Source organism: Streptomyces profundus (genome assembly GCF_020740535.1).
Classification (GTDB): Bacteria; Actinomycetota; Actinomycetes; order Streptomycetales; family Streptomycetaceae; genus Streptomyces; species Streptomyces profundus.
Map to the genome: position 1 here is coordinate 2,981,901 of NZ_CP082362.1, position 17,870 is coordinate 2,999,770.

14 protein-coding genes are annotated in these 17,870 nt (G+C 73.0%); 7 read left to right on the forward strand and 7 right to left on the reverse strand.

The window, feature by feature from the left end; translation table 11 throughout:
- Window positions 1-98: 98 nt before the first annotated feature.
- Entirely contained in the window at window positions 99-2,231 is a 2,133-nt protein-coding gene (locus tag K4G22_RS31810) for a serine/threonine protein kinase (protein WP_322785092.1), read from the forward strand.
- Between the two features lie 179 nt (window positions 2,232-2,410).
- Window positions 2,411-4,633, forward strand: a complete 2,223-nt coding sequence (locus K4G22_RS13075; RefSeq protein WP_228080355.1) for a serine/threonine-protein kinase — start codon at window positions 2,411-2,413, stop codon at window positions 4,631-4,633.
- 126 nt (window positions 4,634-4,759) lie between these two features.
- Here K4G22_RS13075 and K4G22_RS13080 read toward each other — a convergent pair whose 3' ends face one another.
- Window positions 4,760-6,043 (reverse strand): adenylosuccinate synthase, encoded by a 1,284-nt coding sequence (locus K4G22_RS13080; RefSeq protein ID WP_228080357.1) that lies wholly within the window; start codon window positions 6,041-6,043, stop codon window positions 4,760-4,762.
- 131 nt (window positions 6,044-6,174) lie between these two features.
- Here K4G22_RS13080 and K4G22_RS13085 point away from each other — a divergent pair, with 131 nt between their 5' ends.
- A complete protein-coding gene (locus K4G22_RS13085) occupies window positions 6,175-6,927 on the forward strand; it encodes a diacylglycerol kinase family protein (RefSeq protein WP_322785093.1) in 753 nt (250 codons plus the stop codon).
- A 1,059-nt stretch (window positions 6,928-7,986) separates the two neighbouring features.
- Here the strand turns inward: K4G22_RS13085 and K4G22_RS13090 are convergent.
- The gene (locus tag K4G22_RS13090) at window positions 7,987-8,580 is read right to left on the reverse strand and encodes a GbsR/MarR family transcriptional regulator (protein WP_228080359.1); all 594 of its coding nucleotides are present in this window, start codon (window positions 8,578-8,580) and stop codon (window positions 7,987-7,989) included.
- Between the two features lie 82 nt (window positions 8,581-8,662).
- Here K4G22_RS13090 and K4G22_RS13095 point away from each other — a divergent pair, with 82 nt between their 5' ends.
- From K4G22_RS13095 to K4G22_RS13110, 4 genes are all read left to right on the forward strand, one after another.
- Window positions 8,663-9,631: an ABC transporter ATP-binding protein gene (locus tag K4G22_RS13095; protein WP_228080361.1), complete on the forward strand. Its 969-nt coding sequence runs from the start codon at window positions 8,663-8,665 to the stop codon at window positions 9,629-9,631.
- Window positions 9,628-11,268: an ABC transporter permease gene (locus tag K4G22_RS13100; protein WP_228080363.1), complete on the forward strand. Its 1,641-nt coding sequence runs from the start codon at window positions 9,628-9,630 to the stop codon at window positions 11,266-11,268. The genes K4G22_RS13095 and K4G22_RS13100 overlap by 4 nt, the downstream gene beginning before the upstream one ends.
- Window positions 11,269-11,454: 186 nt before the next feature.
- On the forward strand, window positions 11,455-12,120 hold the full coding sequence (locus K4G22_RS13105) for a hypothetical protein (protein WP_228080366.1): 666 nt from the start codon (window positions 11,455-11,457) through the stop codon (window positions 12,118-12,120).
- A 163-nt stretch (window positions 12,121-12,283) separates the two neighbouring features.
- A complete protein-coding gene (locus tag K4G22_RS13110) occupies window positions 12,284-13,270 on the forward strand; it encodes a class F sortase (RefSeq protein ID WP_228080368.1) in 987 nt (328 codons plus the stop codon).
- Between the two features lie 28 nt (window positions 13,271-13,298).
- Here the strand turns inward: K4G22_RS13110 and kynU are convergent, their stop codons facing one another.
- The 5 genes from kynU to K4G22_RS13135 form a co-directional block, all read right to left on the reverse strand.
- Complete coding sequence (gene kynU / locus K4G22_RS13115) at window positions 13,299-14,543, reverse strand: kynureninase (protein ID WP_425336670.1); 1,245 nt, start codon at window positions 14,541-14,543, stop codon at window positions 13,299-13,301.
- Window positions 14,544-14,659: 116 nt separating this feature from the next.
- A complete protein-coding gene (locus K4G22_RS13120) occupies window positions 14,660-15,073 on the reverse strand; it encodes a DUF3151 domain-containing protein (protein WP_228080372.1) in 414 nt (137 codons plus the stop codon).
- Window positions 15,074-15,213: 140 nt separating this feature from the next.
- The gene (gene fbaA / locus K4G22_RS13125) at window positions 15,214-16,236 is read right to left on the reverse strand and encodes a class II fructose-bisphosphate aldolase (protein ID WP_228080374.1); all 1,023 of its coding nucleotides are present in this window, start codon (window positions 16,234-16,236) and stop codon (window positions 15,214-15,216) included.
- Window positions 16,237-16,450: 214 nt separating this feature from the next.
- Window positions 16,451-16,987 (reverse strand): orotate phosphoribosyltransferase, encoded by a 537-nt coding sequence (pyrE, locus tag K4G22_RS13130; RefSeq protein ID WP_228080376.1) that lies wholly within the window; start codon window positions 16,985-16,987, stop codon window positions 16,451-16,453.
- A gap of 11 nt (window positions 16,988-16,998) precedes the next feature.
- Entirely contained in the window at window positions 16,999-17,811 is an 813-nt protein-coding gene (locus K4G22_RS13135; protein ID WP_425336672.1) for an aldose epimerase family protein, read from the reverse strand.
- Window positions 17,812-17,870 lie beyond the last annotated feature (59 nt).

The window sequence follows — 17,870 nt, forward strand, 5'->3', positions numbered from 1 at the left end:
GCGGTCGAACGGGGCCTGATCCCACGTGAGCCGGGACGACATTCACCTCTATCCTCGGGAAGGGAACCAATGTCATAACCGGGGGAGTCAGTTTCCATATGGATCGCCTGAGGCCGCAGGACCCGCACCGCATCGGCGAGTACCGGCTGCTCGGCAGGCTCGGCGAGGGTGGCATGGGCCAGGTCTATCTGGCCCGTTCCGAACGCGGGCGTACGGTCGCGGTCAAGACGATCAAGAGTGAACTGGCCCAGGAGCCCGATTTCCGGCGCCGGTTCGCCGACGAGATCGCCGCCGCGCGCCGCGTCGGCGACCGTTGGACGGCCCCGGTGCTCGACGCCGACACGGACGCGGCCACGCCATGGGTGGCCACCGGCTACATAGCCGGCCCGTCGCTCCACGAGGTGGTCGGCCGGGACCACGGGCCGCTCCCCGACCGCAGCGTGCTGCTGTTGGCCAACGGCCTCGGGCACGCGCTGCGCGCGATCCACGGCGCCGGCCTGGTCCACCGCGATCTCAAGCCGTCCAACGTGCTGATGACCATCGACGGCCCCCGGGTGATCGACTTCGGCATCGCCCGCGCCCTGGAGCCGGGCCCGGGCCCCGGCGTCACCCGCACCGGCGCCACGGTCGGCTCGCCCGGGTTCATGTCGCCCGAGCAGGTGCGCGGCCAGCGGGTCACCCCGGCCAGCGACATCTTCTGCCTGGGCTCGCTGCTGGCCTACGCGGCGACCGGCAGGACCCCGTTCGGCGCGCTGGACTCGGGCGTGCACATCCTGATGTTCCGGATCGCCGAGGAGGGCCCCGACCTCACCGGCGTGCCCGAGTCGCTGCACCCGCTGATCAGCGGCTGCCTGACCAAGGAGCCGGAGCGGCGGATCGGCGTCGACCAGCTGCTCGCGGCCACGCAGCCCGACACCTCGTCGAGGGAGCCATGGCTCCCCGGCGCGCTCGTCGCCCAACTGGGCCGGCACGCGGTGCGGTTGCTGGACTCGGAGAACCCGCTCAGCCGGGTGGACAACCCGGTGCTGCCTGGCCAGCCCAGGACCGGGCCGACCACGCCGCTGCCGGAGTCAGCCCCCGCCGCCGACCCCACGCCCCACCCGTCTCCGCAGAGCTCACCGGGTTCCCCGGGTGCCCCGCGCCCCGCCGGCAGCGTGCCCCCGCCGCCCGGGCCGCCCGGCGCGCCATCCCAGGCGGCCCAGGCGGCTCAGGCATCTTCCGGGTCCTGGCCGGGCTCGCGCCCGCAGCCGATCCCCTCGCCCTACTCCCAGCCGGGCCTCGGCTATCCGTCGACCGGCGCCGGCCGGCCGCACCCGTCGATGCCGGGCTCCGGCTCCTACGGCCCCGGCACGCCCTACCCCGGCGCGAACAGGGGCGCGGGAGGCTCCGGTTGGCGCTCCCGGCGCGGGCCGATCGCGGCGCTGATCGCCACCGGACTCGTGCTGGTGGTGCTGGTCGTGGTGCTGGTGACGAGGCTGGGAGGCGGCGGCGGTGGCGCCACCATCGACGAGGCGTATCTGGGCGTCTGGCAGGGCGAGTACAGCAGCGCCAGCGGCGACGCGCGGGAGCTGCGCTTCGAGATCGACCAGGGCAAGGAGGGCGAACTCGTCGGTAGCGCCCTGACGCTCACGCCCGACACCCTCTGCGCCTATGATGTGCGGCTCGACTCCTTCGACGATCAGCTGAACTTCACGGAGGAGTCGAACTGGAGCGTTCCCGAGGACCAGACGACGGAGGCGTGCCGGGACAACAGCACCGTGCAGAGTCTGCGGTTGGTCGAGGGGAGCGAAGGTGAACCTGGTGAGATGGTGTGGACATACGGGGAGCAGGAGACCACCCTGCACTCCGGTCCGGCCAGCTCGGGTGAGGATGTGCCCGAGGCGCTCGTGGACGACTGGGCCAACGAGTTCACCGAGAGCGACAGCGGAGACAGCTGGTCGGACGTGATCACCGTCCAGCAGGGCGCCGTCGGTGACCGGCTGCTGCGCTTCGAACGGCGCGAGCAGGACAACGACAGTCTGCACTGTGTCTGGGAGAACCGTCTCGTCCGGGTGGAGGAAGATCAACTGACCTTCGGCCCTGACGAGTTGGTGGAGTCCGGTACGGATGTCGACTGCGGGATATACGCCGCGATCAGGGTCAACCTCAAGGAGGACGAGGATGACACGATTCAGATCATCTGGCTGAACTCCCTGGACAAGACCCCGGTCGAGCACGAGCGCGACGACTAGGCAGGCAACCAGGTAGGCAGCTGGGCAGGCGACGGGGCGGCCTCAGGTCACGAATTGGCACAGTCGAGAGTCGAACCGGTTTGCGGGGAACCGATCACGGTTCGGCTTCTGTCCTCCTTTCTGTGCAGGGGCGACCGTATTCTCAAGAGGCTTACCGGACCGAAGAGGAGTAAGACAGCATGAAACCGCTCGGGCCGACAGATCCCCAACGCGTCGGCCACTACCGGCTGCTGGGGAAATTGGGCGCCGGCGGGATGGGCAGCGTCTATCTCGCCCGCTCCGACCGCGGGCGCACGGTGGCCGTGAAGGTGGTGCAGCCGGAGCTGGCCCGCCAGCCGGAGTTCCGGCAGCGCTTCCAGCACGAGGTGGACGCCGCCCGCCGGGTCGGGGGCGAGTGGACGGCTCCGGTACTCGACGGTGACACGGAGGCCGCGACCCCCTGGGTGGCGACCGGCTATGTGGCCGGCCCCTCCCTCCACGAGGTGGTCGCGAGCACCTACGGCCGCCTGCCGGAACGCACCCTTCGCATCCTGGCCAACGGTCTGGTGCGCGCCCTGCGCGACATCCACGCGGCCGGCCTGGTCCACCGCGACCTCAAGCCGTCCAACGTCATGATCACCATCGACGGTCCCCGGGTGATCGACTTCGGCATCGCCCGTGCCCTTGAGGCGACCAGCGAGGGTCTCACCAGGACCGGCGCCGCCGTGGGCTCCCCCGGCTTCATGTCGCCCGAGCAGTGCCGCGGCGAGACCCTCTCGGCCGCGAGCGACATCTTCTGCCTCGGTTCGGTGCTCACCTTCGCCGCCACGGGACGCACCCCGTTCGGCGACGCCAACAGCGCGATGACCGCGCTGATGCTGCGGATCGTCCAGAACCAGCAGGACCTGACCGAGGTCCCCGAGGCCATCCGCCCGCTGATCGAGGCCTGCCTGGCGGGCCACCCGGCGGAACGGCCCTCGCTCGACCAGCTCCTGGACGCCACCGCCACGGACGAGGCGGACGACGAGCCCTGGCTGCCCGGCGCGCTGATCGCCAAGCTCGGCCGGCACGCCGTCGAGCTGCTGGACTCCGAGGACCCGCTCCAGGCGCCGCCGCTGCCGGCCGGCTCCCCGCCGCCGGCGATGCCGAGCGCGCCGCCCACCCCGGCACCGCCGTCCGCGATGCCGGGCCCGCCGCCCGCCGCGCCGCCCACGCCCACCCAGCTGAGCGTCCCGGCGACCCCGCCGCCGAGCCCGCATCCGAACGGGCCGGTCGACGCGATGGCGACGATGACCTCGGCGATGCCGCCGGCCGGCTATGGCCCGCAGGGCCAGGGCATGCCGCCCCAGCAGGGCGTTCCCCCGCAGCAGGGCGGGGCCTACGGCTACCCGCAGCAGGCGCACGGCGTCCCCGGCTACGGCCATCCGAGCGACCCCAACAACCCCTACGGCGGCGGCTACGGCGCCGGTGGCTACGGGCCGCCCGGCGGCCCGATGGGCCCCGGTGGTCCCGGCGGCCCGGGTGGCGGGCGGAACAACAGGACGCTGTGGATCGTGGTCGCCGCGGTGGCCGGCCTCGCGCTGATCGCCGGCATCGCGGTGTTCGCGCTGGCCGGCGGCGACGACGACAACAACAAGGCCGACCCGCCCGCCCCGACACCGACGGGCGAGACCACCCCCACCGACCCGCCCACCACCGAGGACCCGCCCACGGAGGACCCGCCAACCGAGGACCCGCCGGAGTTCGGCACGGGCGAGATACCCCTGGAGATGGTCGGCGCCTGGGAGGGCGAGATCGTCAGGAACGACGGGGCCGTCTGGTTCCAGCGCGTCGAGATCACCGAGGGCATGGCCGGCGACCTGGTCACCACCCAGTACACGGTGCTGGCCAACTCGCTCTGCGTGGAGCAGTCGTCGCTGGTCGAGGCGGCCGGCACCGATGTCGTCCTGACCAGTGACTACATCGACCAGCAGTGGCCGTCCGACGCGGACTGCGGCCCGTGGGGCGAGCAGACCCTCGCCTACAACGGCGGCTCGCTGACCTGGACAGCCGCTGGCTACTCGGCGGAGAGCGAGCTGGCGCCCGCCCAGCGGGAGCCCGACCGGGACTCCATGCCCTACCCGATCCACAGCAAGACCTGGACCGCCGGCGGCCTCACCATCGACATGGAGACCACCAGCTACCCGGGCGAGCTGGCGCTGACGTTCACGGACGGCAGCTGCACCTGGGAGTCCGTCATGGTCTCGGGCGCCCTCTACACGGACCACATCATCATCGGCCCCGGCGAGGACCAGTCCAACGGCTGCGACCCGCTGCCGAGCTACCGGGTGCACTGGCCCGAGGAGGAGGACGACCCCGAGGTCATCACGTTCTCCCCGATGGGCGACCCGGACGACAGCTTCGACGCCACGCTCACCGACTGACGTCGAGCACAGCACACGGCCCGTGGGCCGGGCGGGGCCGAGGCCCTCGCCCGGCCCACGGGCCGTTCCGCACGCTGACCCGGGTCGACCCCGGAACCGACCCGAGTGGGGTCAGCCCGAGTGGGGTCAGAGGAGCGGGTGGATCTGGATGGTCTCGTCCCGTCCCGGGCCGACCCCGATCGCGGAGATCCGGGCCCCGGACAGCTCCTCAAGCGCCGCGACATACGCCTGCGCGTTCTTCGGCAGCTCCTCGAACGACCGCGCCGCCGAGATCTCCTCCTGCCATCCCGGCAGGTACTCGTAGATCGGCTCGGCGTGGTGGAAGTCGCTCTGGTTGTACGGGAGTTCACTCACCTCGCGGCCCTCGATCCGATAGCCGACACAGACCGGGATCCGCTCCCAGCCGCTGAGCACGTCCAGCTTGGTGAGGAAGAAGTCGGTGACCCCGTTGACCCGGACCGCGTACCGGGCGATCACCGCGTCGAACCAGCCACAGCGGCGGTCCCTGCCGGTGGTCACGCCGTACTCGTGACCCTCCGAACGGAGTCGGTCGCCGTCCGCGTCCATCAGCTCCGTGGGGAAGGGCCCGGCACCCACACGTGTGGTGTAGGCCTTGAGAATCCCGATCACCCGGTCGATCCTGGTCGGCCCGACACCCGTTCCGGTGCACGCTCCGCCGGCCGTCGGGTTCGACGAGGTGACAAAGGGATAGGTGCCGTGGTCGACGTCCAGCAGGGTTCCCTGGCCACCCTCGAACAGCACCACCTTGCCCTCGTCCAGCGCCTGGTTGAGCACCAGCGTGGTGTCACAGACATACGGCCGAAGCGGCTCGGCGTACCCCAACAGCTCCTCGACCACCTGCTCGACGAGGATGCCGCGCCGGTTGTAGATCTTGGCCAGCAGCTGGTTCTTCTGGTCGAGAGCGGCCTCGACCTTCTGCCGAAGAATCGATTCGTCGAACAGGTCCTGGACCCGGACGCCCTGCCGGTTGATCTTGTCGGCGTAGGCCGGGCCGATACCGCGCCCGGTGGTGCCGATCTTGCGCTTGCCGAGGAAGCGTTCGGAGACCTTGTCCAGAGTCTGGTGGTAGGACGTGATCAGATGGGCGTTGCCACTGACCAGCAACTTGGAGGTGTCGATGCCCCGTTCGTTCAGCCCTCGCACTTCGGCGAGCAGCTGCTGCGGATCGACGACCACGCCATTGCCGATGACCGGGGTGCACTCGGGCGTGAGAACGCCGGACGGCAGCAGATGCAGCGCGTACTTCTGGTCGCCCACCACAACGGTGTGACCAGCGTTGTTGCCGCCCTGGTAGCGCGCAACATAGTCCACGGAGCCGCCGAGCAGATCGGTGGCCTTGCCTTTGCCTTCGTCACCCCACTGAGCGCCGAGCAGCACAAGTGCGGGCACAGGCGTACACCCCTTTCGAGCGGGGCATCTACGCTTCAGCTGCCCCGGATCGACGAAACCCCTGCGCAATCGCGACAGGGGCTCTTGCACAGAGAGCTTACGGGAGACGCAGCCGGGAGGCGAACAGTCAGGTGCTCATCGTCATCGACCCGACGGCCAGGCGCGTGGACGGGGAATCGGTGCGCATCGCCAAGGATGTGCTGTGCGCGGGGGCCGGCGACGCGGCCAAGGTCTGCGTCCTCGACCAGCCGGGATCCATGCCGCGCGCGCTGGCCCGCAGGAACGGACGCCAGGTCGTGGTCGTCGGCGACGACCGCACCCTGTTGCGCGCGGTGCGCCTGCTGCACGGCGAAGGCGCCCTGGGCGCCCATCCGTTGGGGGTGGTCCCGGTCGGCGGCTCGGTCTCCCTGGCGCACGCCCTCGGCGTGCCGACGGACGCGGTCGCGGCCTCCCGCGCGGTGCTGGCCGGCCACACCCGCCGCCTCGACGTGCTGACCGACGACGCCGGCGGCGTGGTCCTCGGCGGCCTCGGCATCCCGGCCCCCGGCGGCCAGGGCCCGGCCAGCGCCTGGTGGCGCGCGGTGCCGTTCCCCCGCCAGCGCGCCCGCCCCAGCCAGCGGCTCCGCGTGGAGGCCGACGGCCGGCTGCTGGCCGATCTGGACCGGCCGGTCGCCGAGGTCTCCGTGCTGCCGGCGAACGGGCTGGCCGATGTGGTCGTCCGGGCCGGCCGCAAGGACAGCCTGGTCCGCGCCCGAGCCACGTCGATCACCGTCTCGGGGGCCGGCTTCAGCTACCGCGCCAACGCGGTGGACCTCGGCCCCACCCACACCCGCACCTGGACCGTCCGCCCGAACGCCCTCCGCCTCACCGTCCCCCACACCTGACGCTGCCCCTGAACCCACCCCCCGCCACCGAAAACGACGGAGGCGGATCGCGGGGCTCAGCGCGCTGAGCGCTGAGCGGCGGGGGGCGGCGGGGCGCGGGGCGCCGCCCGCTGAGCGGCGGCGGGGCGGCGGAGGCGCGCCGCCGGGCGCCGCGCGCCGAGCGACGGCGGAAACGGCGAACGCGGAGCGCCGGACACCACCCGCCGACCGGCGGCGGGAACAGCGAACGCGGGGCGCGGAACACCGCGCGGCGACCGGCGGCGGGAACAGCGAACGCGGAGCGCCGGACACCACCCGCCGACCGACACCGGCAACAGCGAACGCGGGGCGCGGAACACCGCGCGGCGACCGGCGGCGGGAACAGCGAACGCGGAGCGCCGGACACCACCCGCCGACCGACACCGGCAACAGCGAACGCGGGGCGCGGAACACCGCGCGGCGACCGGCGGCGGGAACAGCGAACGCGGAGCGCCGGACACCACCCGCCGACCGACACCGGCAACAGCGAACGCGGGGCGCGGAACACCGCGCGGCGACCGGCGGCGGGAACAGCGAACGCGGAGCGCCGGACACCACCCGCCGACCGACACCGGCAACAGCGAACGCGGGGCGCGGAACACCGCGCGGCGACCGGCGGCGGGAACAGCGAACGCGGAGCGCCGGACACCACCCGCCGACCGACGGCGGAAACGACGAACGCCGGGCGCCGCCCGCTGACCAGCGGCGGAAACGACGAACGCGCGGCGAGCGGCGAGCGGCGAGCGGCGAGCGGCGAGCGGCGGCAGAAACGACGGAGGCAGGGCGCGGGCCGCCGGGCTCAGCGCGCCGTGCGCGGAGCGAACGCGGGGCGCCGGGCGCCGCCCGCTGAGCGGCGGTGGGGGACCGAAGCGGAGAGGCACGAGCGCGCAGCGCCGGGCGGCCCTCGCCGGCCCGGCATGCGGGCAGACGCAGGTGGAACGCAGGCGGAACGCCAACTCCCGCACCACCGCCGGAGGCCCGCCGCCAACCCCCGCACCACCGCCGGAGGCCCGCCGTCGTGCCCCGCGCCACCGCCGGTGGCTACGTCGTGGCGTCGCCTCGCCGGCGCGGCAGGTCGGTTTCGAGCGGGCGTCCGGAGACGGCGCGGTGGGCGTGCCAGCCGTCGAGCAGCCGGGCCATCTGCTCTTCGAGGAACGCCATGAACGCGGAGGTCTCGGCGAGCCGTTCGGCGGCCATGGTGCTGGGGCCGACGGCATCGATCCCGCATTGCAGGGTCTGCTCCCAGCGGCGGTACATCTGGTCGCGGTTGGTGAGGCTGCGATACCAGACGTCCTGATCCACCCGGTACTGCTCGCGGCGGGAGCCGGGGAGGCGTTCCCTGCTGATCAGGTGGACCTGGCTGAGGTAGCGCACCGCGCCGGAGACGGCGGCCGGCGAGATCCGCAGCCGCTGGGCCAGCTGCGCCGAGCTGAGCGCTCCGTCCTCGGAGGCCAGCAGGCAGGCGAAGACCCGGGACGGCATCCGTTGGAGCCCCGCCGCGTTGAGGTCGGCGGCGAAGCGCTCGACGAAGGAGGCCACGCCCTTCGTGTACTCCGGATCGGCCCCCTCGGTTTCCTCGCCAGCGGGTCCCCCGCCCGCGGGCTTCTCGTGCCCCGCACTCCGTTCCATGGTCATCCCGACATCCTGCCAGCCGTACTGCCCATCCTGACTATTCGCTAGCTTCACATATTTCTGAAGTTAGCGTAAGTTCCTCGGCATGAAGTCCTCATCCAACGCGATCGAGATCGTCGATCTGGTCAAGACCTTCGGCCGCACCAGGGCTCTGGACGGTCTCGGCCTCACCGTGCGCACGGGCGAGGTTCACGGCTTCCTTGGGCCGAACGGGGCCGGGAAGTCCACGACCATCCGTGTACTGCTCGGCCTGCTACGTGCCGACTCCGGCGCCGTGCGGCTCCTGGGTGGCGACCCCTGGGCCCAGGCGGTGCCGCTTCATCGGCGGTTGGCCTACGTTCCGGGCGACGTCGAACTCTGGCCGAACCTCACGGGCGGCGAGGCGATCGACCTGCTCGCCCGGCTGCGCGGGGGCCTTGACCCGGAACGCCGCGCCCTGCTGCTGGACCGCTTCGAGCTGGATCCGACCAAGAAGGGCCGCACCTACTCCAAGGGCAACCGGCAGAAGGTCGCGCTGGTCGCCGCCCTCGCCTCGCGCGCCGAACTCCTGCTGCTGGACGAGCCGACGGCCGGCCTCGACCCGCTGATGGAGGTCGTCTTCCAGGAGTTGATCGGCGAGGCCAAGGAGAACGGGCAGACGGTGCTGCTCTCCAGCCACATCATGGCCCAGGTGGAGAAGCTCTGCGATCGGGTCTCCATCGTCAGACAGGGCCGGGTGGTGCAGTCCGGCAGCCTGGATGACCTGCGGCATCTCACCCGCACCAGCGTGGAGGCGGTCACCAGCCGGCCGGTCACCGGCCTGGCCGAGCTGCCGGGGGTGCACGATCTGCGCACCGAGGACGGTCCGGGCGACGGGGCGACGGACGGCAACCGGATCCGTTTCTCCGTCGACGGGCCACAGCTGGACCAGGTCTTCAGCCGACTGGCCGAGTTCGGCGTCCGCGCGCTGGTCAGCCATCCGCCGACGCTGGAGGAGCTGATGCTCCGGCACTACGGCGACCGTGGCCGGGACGAGAACGAGAACGAGAACGCGCGTACGGCGGCCGACCGATGACCGCGACCGCCGCCCCCGAAAGCCCCCCGGCCGGCGGGCCGCTGGTCGGCACCGGCACCCTGGTCCGCTTCGCGCTGCGCCGCGACCGGGTGCGGCTGCCCGTCTGGCTGGCCCTGCTGACGCTGACCCCGGCGCTCAGCGTCGCCAGCTTCCAGAGCACCTACCCGGAGCCCGCCGACCGGGAGGCCGCGGCCGAGACCATGCGGTCCCCGGCCGGGCTCGCCATGACCGGGCCCGAGCGCTATCTGGACCAGGGCTACGACCTGGGCGCCATGACCTCGCACCAGCTGATCGGCATCTTCGCCCTCGCCGTCGGGCTGATGACCGTCCTCACGGTGGTCCGTCACACCCGGGTCGAGGAGGAGAGCGGACGCGCCGAGCTGGTGCGCTCCGGGGTGTTGGGCCGGCACGCCCAACTGGCCTCCGCGCTGCTGGTGGCTGGCGCGGCCTCGCTGCTGCTCGGCGCACTGCTCGCCGGCCTGTTCGCCGCCATGGGCGGCTCGGACGGGCTCACCACGGAGGGCGCGCTGCTCTACGGCGCGGTGACGGCCGCCATCGGCCTGGTGTTCACCGCGGTGGCCGGGGTGACCGCGCAGATCACCGCGTTCTCCCGAGGGGCGAGCGGCCTCGGCTTCGCGGTGATCGCCGCCGCCTTCGCGCTGCGCTCGGTGGGCGACGTGGGACCGGCCGCGCTCTCCTGGATGTCGCCGATCGGCTGGGCGCAGCGCGCCTACCCGTATCTGGACAACCGCTGGTGGCCGCTGCTGCTCCATCTCGCGCTGACCGCCGTGCTCTGCGCGCTCGCGTTCTGGCTGAGCACCATGCGGGACCTCAACGCGGGGCTGCGCCCACCGCCTCCCGGGCCCCCCGACGCGCACCCGTCGTTGGCCCATCCGGTGGGCCTGGCGACCCGGCTGGCCAGGGGCACCCTGATCGCCTTCGGCGCCGGCGGGCTGCTGTTCGGCGTGATGCTGGGGTCGATCCTCTCCGACGCCGAGCAGATGCTGGACGAGATCGACACGCTGGCCAAGGAGTTCCTGCTGGACGGGGCCTCGGCCACCGAGGTGTTCGCCTCCGTGGCGCTCGGCATCCTGGCGATCGTCGCCGCCGCCGCCGCGGTGGCCACCCTGGTGCGGCCCCGCGCCGAGGAGACCGAGGGGCGGGCCGAGCCGCTGCTGGCCAGCGGGCTCTCCCGAACGGCGTGGGCCGGTGGCCAGTTGGCCGTCGCGCTGGGCGGCGCCACGCTGGTGCTGCTGGCCTCAGGGCTCGGCATCGGCGCGGCCGGCGCCGCCTCGACGGGCGACGCGTCGCTGTTGCCCGAGCTGACGGCCGCCTCGCTGGCCTACGCCCCCGCGGTGTGGTTCACCGGGAGCTGCGCGCTGGCGCTCTTCGGCTGGTTCCCCCGGGCGGTCGCAGCCGCCTGGGCGCTGCCCGGCTACGCCATGGCGGTCACGTTCCTGGGCGAGATGATCGATCTGCCCGACGTGCTCCGCGACCTCTCGCCGCTCGGCCATGTGCCGAGCGTGCCGGTCGCCGCGCTGGACTGGGTGCCGCTGCTGGTGCTCACCGGCCTTGCGGCCGGGCTGAGTTGGCTCGGCATGCTGGGCCTGCGCCGCCGGGACCTCGACCTCACCTGAGGCCGGACGCCACCGGGCCGCCGCTGACAGCCGGTCAGCGGCGGCCCTCGCGCGACGTTCCCCAACGGAGCAGCGGGGCACCCGCGAGGACCAGCTCCGGATGCGGACCCGGTCACGGACTGTTCGCATGGGTGACAGCTCGTCACGCACTCCGCGTGCGGCGGACGCCACGGAGGTCACCCGTTCATGAAGTCCACGCGATCCACCAGATCCCCCAAGTCCCCCAGGCTCCCCCAGTTCGTCTCCCCGACGCGCTCGTTGGCCGTGGCCGCCACCACGGCGGCGCTCACCCTGGCTCTCGCGGGTCCGGCCTTCGCCCAGGAGGACGAGGCGCCGGCGCAGGAGATCGCCGATGTCATCGAGGCGGCCGAGGCGGTCAACCCCGAGGGCCCGGCGGCGCTGGACGACGCCAAGCCCGCCTGGGACAACGTCGCACCGCTGACCGTCTCGCCCAGCTCGGGCGCTCCCGGCACCTCGGTCACCGTCCGGGCGCAGTGCCGCCCCAGCGGGCCCGCCAGGTCCGAGGCGTTCAAGGAGCCGATCACCCTGCGGCAGGGCGACTCGGGCCAGTGGGTGGGCACCGGCAAGATCAAGCACGATCTGAAGATCGGCCGCAAGTACCCGGTGACGGTGGAGTGCGCGGACGGCGTCCAGCTCTCCGCCAACTTCACCGCCACGGCCGGCACCCCGAGCGGTGGCGCCGAGGCCGGCTTCGGCGGCTCGGGCAGCGGCGGCGAGAGCGGTTCGCAGGCCACCGCGCTGGCGATCGGCGGCGGTGTCGCGGTGGCCGGCGGCGTCGGCTACGTGTTCCTCGCCAAGCGGCGCCGCTCCGGCTCGCACTACTACTACTGACGAGCGCGGCGTGCCCAGAATCCCGCGTGCGCTGCCCAGGCCGCGCATCCCGCGTCTCCCCTCGCTCCGGTCCCTCCGCCGGCCCGGCGCGGCACGCCGCGCCGGGCGGCCCCCGGGCGGCGAGCCGGCGAAGCGCCGGCAACGCCCGGCGCTCCTGACCGCCGTGACCCGGCGCGCCCACCACTGGTACCGGCTCGCCGCCGCGTGGTCGGCGGCGGCCGGCCGGCGGCTGGCGGGCCGGGCCGGCCGGGTGGGTGGGGCGGCGACGGGGCTGGTCAAGGGCCGGGCGCGGCCGGCGACGCTCCGTCAGGCCAGGGTCGCGGTGGCCACGGCGGTGCGCGGCGCCGCCGGGCCGCCGCCCGCGCCCCCTGGCGCGCGCACCCGACAGCAGCGGCTGGCGCTGCGCAGCCGGCGGCTGGAGACGACCATCGCCACCACGTTGGTCGTGCTCGGGCTGCTGATCGGGGTGTTCGCGCCGCGTGGCGGCGGCCAGGGCGACGGCGCCACGGCCGTGCGGGAGGCACGCTCCTCCAGCGATATCGCCGAGGGCGTGTCCCGCCCCGAGGCGGTGGACGCCCCCGGCACCGGCCCGGACGCCGCCGTCCTGGGCGAGTACGGCTACGAGGAGCTGGCGGCGCCGCTGGAGCGCGCGGCGCCGATCCGGGTCCGGATTCCGTATCTGGCCACCGATGTCGAGGTGTTCGGCGCCGATCTGGCGCCGGACGGCGGCCCGCCGTCGCCGTCGGAGGAGGACGCCATGCGGGCCGCCTGGTACGCGGGCGGCGTCTCCCCTGGCGAGCGCGGCGCGGCCATCCTCGTCGGCCATCTGGACACCTACGAAGGCCCGGCGGCCTTCGCGGGGCTCGGCATGCTCCAGCCGGGCGAGACCATCGAGATCGACCGGGCGGACGGCTCCATCGCCGTCTTCACGGTGGACTCGGTGGAGCAGTACCCCAAGGCCGACTTCCCCGACCAACGGGTCTACGGCTCCGTCACCTCCCCCCAACTGCGCCTGATCACCTGCGGCGGACGCTGGGCGGAGGACGGCGGCTACGACTCCAACATCGTCGCCTACGCCCGACTCACCGAGACGGTCTCGGCCGACTACCTCGGCGAGCCGCTGCCGGAGTTCGACGAGAACGGGGCCTAGGGAGCCGTGGTCAGGGACCCGTCGGCCGTCACCGCGCGACCTCTTCGGCCAGCGCGGCGGCGGCGCGCGCCACCTCGGCGAAGCCGGTGTAGAGCGGGGTGAAGCCGAGACGCAGCACATCGGGCGGCCGGAAGTCGCCGACCACCCCACGGTCCGCCAGCGCGGCCGTCAACCGCCGCGCCTCCACGTGGCGGAGGGCGATCTGGCTGCCGCGCCTGGCGTGTTCCACCGGGGTCAGCGAGGACAGGGCCCCCTCGGGCACCAGGGCGCCGACACAGGTGAGGAAGAAGTCCGTCAGCGCCAGGCTCTTGGCGCGCACCGCCGCGATCTCCACGCCGTCCCAGACGTCGAGCGCCGCCTCGAACGCCAGCATCGACAGCACGTCGGGCGTGCCGACGCGGGCCCGCCGCACCGTCGGATGCGGCAGGTGCTCGTCCGCCATCGCGAACGGGTCGCGGTGCGACCACCAGCCGGGCAGCGGCGAGTCGAACCGGTCGAGACGCTCGGCCCGCAGATAGCAGAACGCGGGCGCCCCCGGGCCGCCGTTGAGGTACTTGTAGCCGCAGCCGACCGCGAAGTCCACGCCGTTCCGGTCGAGTTCCACGGGCAGCGCCCCGGCGCTGTGGCAGAGATCCCAGACGCTGAGGCCGCCCACCTCCCGCACGGCGGCGGTGATCCCCGGCAGGTCGGCCAGTGCCCCCGTGCGGTAGTCCACATGGTTGACCAGCGCGGCGGCGGTCCTGGGCCCGGCCGCGCCGGCGATCTCGGCGGGCGGCAGCACCCGGAGGACGCGCCCGGTCATCCGGGCGGCGGAGGCCGCGACATAGCGGTCGGTGGGGAACGTCGAGCCGTCGAGAAGGATCTCGTCGCGCTCCGGCGCCGCCAGCCGGACCGCGCCCACCAGCACCTTGAACAGGTTGACGCTGGTGGAGTCGCCCACCACCAGCTGTCCGGGGGCGGCGCCGAGCAGCGGCCCCAGACGGTCCCCGATCCGCTCGGGCGCGGTGTCCCAACCGGCCTCCGTCCAGCCCCTGATCCGCAGCCGGCCCCACTCCTCGGCGATGACCTCGGCCACCCGCCCCGGCACCGCGCGGGGCAGCGCGCCCAGCGAGTTCCCGTCCAGATAGACCACATCGTCGTCGAGCACGAACCGGTCCCGCACCGCGCGGAGCGGATCGGCCGCGTCCAGCGCGCGGGCGCGCGCGACGAGCGCGGCGAGCGCGTGGGGTCCCGAGGGGTCCTGGGGGGTCACGCCGGTGGGCTCCCTTGCCATGCTTGACGTGGGTGGTGTCGGTCGCGGAGCAACGGCGAAGGCGCCCCGTGGTGTTCGGGGCGCCCAGGTTCCGGCGACGAGGGCACGGCCCGGCGGTGGCCCGGCCGGCGCCCCGGTCAGGAGAGCGTGTCGGCGGCGGTCGGCGAGCTGTCCCTGAGGAACTGCGAGCAGCGCTCGTACTCCTCCTGCTCGCCGATGGCGCCGGCGGCCCGGGCGAGCGCGTGCAGCGCCCGCAGGAAGCCCCGGTTGGGCTCGTGCTCGAACGGGATCGGGCCGTGCCCCTTCCAGCCGCTACGGCGCAGCGCGTCCAGGCCACGGTGGTAGCCGGTGCGCGCGTAGGCGTAGGACTCGACGACGCGGCCGTCGCCGAACGCGTCGTCCGCCAGTTGCGCCCAGGCGAGCGAGGAGGCGGGGTACTTGGCCGCCACCTCGGCCGGCGAGGTGCCCGAGGCCAGCAGTTCGCGCGGCTCCGGGTCGTCGGGAAGGTGGGTGGGGGGCGGACCCCCGAGGAGGTTCTCGTGCGTGACCATGCTGCCCAGTCTGCCTCTCCGGCCGGGCCACGCCCAAGCCGTCCCCCCGCCGGTGGCCGGAAGCGGCCTCCGGCGGGCCCTTCGAGGCGGGCCGGAAGGGGCGGGCCGGACGGGACGGGCCGGGGCCCGGCCCCGCTCGGCTACTTCAGCCTGGTGCCGGCGGAACGGAGGTGGGTGCAGGCCAGGGTGACCCGCTCCGCCATGCCGGCCTCGGCCAACTTGCCCCAGCTGCGCGGGTCGTAGACCTTCTTGTCGCCGACCTCGCCGTCCACCTTGAGCACACCGTCGTAGTTGCGGAACGCGTGGTCGACGATCGGCCGGGTGAAGGCGTACTGGGTGTCGGTGTCGAGGTTCATCTTCACCACGCCGTTCTCCAGCGCGGTGGCGATCTCCTCCTCCGTCGAACCCGAGCCGCCGTGGAACACGAAGTCGAACGGGTCCTGCTTGCCGCTGACCTCGGCCACGCCCTGCTGGAGGTCCTTGAGCAGCTCGGGGCGGAGCACCACATTGCCCGGCTTGTAGACGCCGTGCACATTGCCGAAGGACGCGGCCAGCAGATAGCGGCCCCGCTCCCCCAGGCCCAGCGCCTCGGCGGTCCGCAGCGCGTCGTCGACGGTGGTGTACAGCTCGTCGTTGATCTCGTGCGAGACGCCGTCCTCCTCACCGCCGGTGGGGGTGATCTCCACCTCCAGGATGATCTTGGCGGCGGCGGCCAGGGCCAGCAGCTCGGCGGCGATGTCCAGGTTGTCCTTGAGGGTCTCGGCGGAGCCGTCCCACATATGCGACTGGAAGAGCGGGTTCAGGCCCCGGTCCACCCGCTCCTGGGAGATCGCCAGCAGCGGACGGACATAGCCGTCCAGCTTGCCCTTGGGACAGTGGTCGGTGTGCAGCGCCACGTTGACCGGGTACTTCTCGGCCACCACATGCGCGAACTCGGCGAGCGCGCGGGCGCCGGTGACCATGTCCTTGTTGTACTGGCCGCCGAGGAACTCGGCGCCACCGGTGGAGATCTGGACGATGCCGTCGCTCTCCGCCTCGGCGAAGCCGCGCAGGGCGGCGTGCAGGGTCTGCGTCGAGGTGACGTTGATGGCCGGGTAGGCGAACTTGCCCGCCTTCGCCCGGTCGAGCATCTCGTTGTAGACCTCAGGGGTCGCGATGGGCATCTGTCCGCTCCTTGGAGAGTGTGCGTCGGGCTGCTACTCGAAATCAGGGAGACGTCTTCATTGGCGTCCTGGGCATCATCGTCGCGCCCATCTTCCCAGACGACGGCGGGCGCCCATGACAGCCTGCCGCAGTTTCACGTGAAACCATGACGGTCCGTAATCGACGCAGCTCAGGCCAGTCGGACGGCTCGGACGGCTCGGACGGTCAGGCTGGTCAGCCCAGGTCCAGGTCTCCGAGAGTGAAGACGGAGTAGTAGGGCAGTCCGGCCGCCTCGACGGCGGGAGCCGCGCCGCGCTCCACGATCACCGCCACGGCCACCACCTCGGCGCCCGCCTCGCGCAACGCCTCCACGGCGGTCAGCACCGAGTTGCCGGTGGTCGAGGTGTCCTCCAGGGCGAGCACCCGCCGGCCGGCCACATCGGGGCCCTCGATCCGCCGCTGGAGGCCATGCGCCTTGCCCACCTTGCGCACCACGAAGGCGTCCAGCCGCTCGCCCCTGGCCGCCGCCGCGTGCAGCATGGCCGCGGCCACCGGGTCGGCACCCATGGTGAGCCCGCCCACCGCCTCGTAGTCGAGGTCGCCGGTGAGATCCAGCATCGCCTCGCCGACCAGCGGGGCGGCCTCGCCGTCCAGGGCGACCCGACGCAGGTCCAGGTAGCGGTCGGTCTCCTGCCCCGAGGAGAGGATCACCTTGCCGTGGACCACGGCCTTGTTCTTGATCTGCTGGAGCAGTTGTGCACGCGCGCTCATGACCCCAGAGCCTATGCCAGCCGCCAGTCCCACCGGGTGGAGACCTCCAGCGGCTCCAGCCGGGTGACAAGACGGGGGTGGCTGTTCAGCCCGTTGGGCGGGCCCGACTGCGGTTCCACACAGACGGCCTCCGGCAGTTCGTCGTAGACGACCACCCACTCGGCCCGGCTGCCCACCGTCAACTCCAGCTGGTCGGGCCAGCTCAGGGTGACGTCGACCCCGTCCGGCATCCCGAAGCAGTCGTCCCAGGGCCCCGGCTTGGGCGCGACGCGATGGCCGGTGGGCAGATGGTCGTCACCCCGCTCCTCCTGCCAGGCCGGGGTGAAGTCGATCTCCACCTCGCGGCCCCCCGGGGTGAGCTGGCGCAGGAACCAGGGATGCCAACCGACCTGCGCCGGGAAGGAGTTGTCGGCCGTCTCGACGCCCAGCGTGAGGGTGACCCCGCTGCCGTCCTCGGCCAGCTCCACCAGCTGGCTGACCATCCCGGCATAGGGCCAGGGATCGGTCAGCTCGCAGACCAGGGCGACGGAACGCTCGTCCGCCCGCACGGTCCGCCAGGGGCGGCCCCTGACGGTGCCATGGATGGCGTGCGCGCCGGCGTTGACCGGCAGCTGGTGGTCCGTGCCGCCGTCGCGGAACCGGCCCTGTCGGGTCCGACCGCACCAGGGGGCCATCACAAAGGAGCCATAGCGCTCGCCCTGGCGCAGCAGCTCAAGGCCGGCGACGGTCAGCGAGGAGATCCGGGCCCCCTGGTCGGGGCGCACGGTCAACTCGGCGTCGCCGGCACGCAGTCGAATCCCACGTTCGGTGTCATCGATGGTCACCCCACGACGATAACGATCAGCTCTATGAAATGACTAATGGTGACCTCATGCTGGACAGC